General features: G+C 65.5%; 2 protein-coding genes. One reads left to right on the top strand and one right to left on the bottom strand.

Features of this window, described 5'->3' with window-relative positions; translation table 11 throughout:
• Window positions 1-297: DEAD/DEAH box helicase (locus tag AC5RVV_RS17270; RefSeq protein ID WP_494002593.1), on the bottom strand; the 297-nt coding region annotated here is incomplete at its 3' end.
• A gap of 130 nt (window positions 298-427) precedes the next feature.
• Here AC5RVV_RS17270 and AC5RVV_RS17265 point away from each other — a divergent pair.
• Complete coding sequence (locus AC5RVV_RS17265) at window positions 428-1,855, top strand: phosphomannomutase/phosphoglucomutase (RefSeq protein ID WP_494002592.1); 1,428 nt, start codon at window positions 428-430, stop codon at window positions 1,853-1,855.
• Window positions 1,856-2,265: the final 410 nt, after the last annotated feature.

Raw genomic sequence — 2,265 nt, 5'->3', positions numbered from 1 at the left:
CGCGGAGACCTGGTCCCGCATCAGGGCCAGCAGGGGCGAGACGATCAGCGTGGGACCGGCGCCGCGGGCGCGCAGCAGCAGGCTGGCCACAAAGTAGACCGCCGATTTCCCCCATCCGGTGCGCTGCACGACCAGGGCCCGCCGGCCCCTGCCGACCAGGGCCTCAACGGCCTCGAACTGGCCGGCATGGAACTGCGCTTCCGGATGCCCTACCAGGGCGCGCAGGATTGCGGTTGCTTCATCTTTCAATTCCGGATTTTCAACTGCCGCAACCGTGGACTGCTCTGCCTGAATCATGCCTTCCAGTATTCCAGTCGGCGCCGACATCGGCCCGGTCCCGCCGCCGGATGTGGACAGCTGAGCCGCGGGCTGAACCTGTGGAGGAACGTTTACCGGGCGTCCGCCCGCAGCAGATAGGCTTACCTATGTGACCACAACACTTGATCTTTCCGCATCGTTCAAGGCCTACGACGTCCGGGGTATCGTCGGCGAAACCATCACCACCGAAATCGTCGAAGCGGTCGGCGCCGCCTTCGTCGATGTGCTGGGCCTGGCCGGACAGACCGTGCTGGTCGGCGGGGACATGCGCCCCTCCTCCCCCGAATTCTGCCGGGCCTTCGCCGCCGGCGCCACCGCCCGGGGTGCGGACATCAGGCTGCTGGGCCTGATCTCCACCGACGAGCTCTACTACGCCTGCGGCGCCCTGAACGCCGCCGGCGTCACCTTCACCGCCAGCCACAACCCGGCCCAGTACAACGGGATCAAGATGGCCAAGGCCGGCGCCGTGCCGGTCTCCTCCGAAACCGGGCTGAAGGAAATCCAGGCCGCCGCCGAGCACTACCTCGCCGCCGGCAGCATCCCGGCCGTGGCCGCCCCCGGCCGGATCGGCGTGCAGGACGTGCTCAAGGACTACGCCGCCTACCTGCGCAGCCTGGTCGACCTGACCGGCTCCCGCCCGCTGAAGGTCGTCGTCGACGCCGGCAACGGCATGGCCGGGCTGACCACCCCCGCGGTCCTGGGCGACCGGCTGCTGCCGCCCCTGCCCTTTGAGATCGTGCCGCTGTACTTCGAGCTGGACGGCTCCTTCCCCAACCACCCGGCCAACCCGCTGGAACCGGAAAACCTCCGGGATCTGCAGGCCGCCGTCGTCGCGCACGGGGCGGATATCGGCCTGGCCTTCGACGGCGACGCGGACCGCTGCTTCGTGATCGACGAAAACGGGGACCCGGTCAGCCCCTCGGCCATCACCGCCCTGGTCGCCCGCCGCGAAATCGCCCGCGCCAAGGCCGCCGGCGAGGCGGAGCCGGTGATCATCCACAACCTGATCACCTCCCTGGCCGTGCCCGAACTGGTCGCGGCCGAGGGCGGGAAGCCGGTGCGCACCCGCGTGGGCCACTCCTTCATCAAGGCCCGCATGGCCGAAGAGGGCGCCGTCTTCGGCGGCGAACACTCCGCCCACTACTACTTCCGCGACTTCTTCAACGCAGACACCGGCATGCTCGCGGCCATGCACGTGCTCGCCGCCCTCGGCGAAACCGGCACCCCGCTCTCGGAGCTGGGCCGCGAATACGAACCCTACTTCTCCTCCGGCGAAATCAACTCCCGCATCCAGGACGCGCCCGCCGCCGTCGCCCGCGTCGCCGCCGACTTCGCCGGACAGCCCGTCACCGTCGACGAGCTCGACGGCACCACCTTCACCGCGCAGGACGGCCGCTGGTGGTTCAACCTCCGCCCCTCCAACACCGAACCCTTCCTGCGCCTGAACGCCGAAGCCAGGGACAAAGCCACCATGGAAACCATCCGCGACCGCGTCCTGGCCCTCGTCCGCCAGGACACCACAGGGCACAACGCATGAACGCCGAACACCCGCTTACGAAACAGGCATTGATCGAGGTTAGGAGACATAGTGCAAGAGCTCATCCATGAGACGATCGGAAAACCTCGCATCCGCTAAGTTACAATCTGCCGCCACCCCGACAGAGCCAAAGCGTTGACCGTCACCAACTTCACGCAACGATGAGCATACCGCGATTCGATATCATTATTTGTGTGTCGTCATGAGGCGCATGGATTTAAGCCAGTTAGCAAAGGACAGACGTGATAGAAAATATCAAAAACGCAATACCGCACGAATGGAAATCTTATATTCGGCGATCAATTCAGACTTATGAAACTCTTCGAGAGTACTGCCTCGATTTCCGGAATTACAACAACCACAGCGCCCCAACTGACGCAGGCGCCAATGCTAGGGTGTCCGCAAAGAAC

This window comes from Arthrobacter sp. MDT2-34-1, assembly GCF_059091365.1.
Note: the sequence above shows the minus strand (reverse complement) of the source record. Positions and strands in the feature narration are given on the sequence as shown.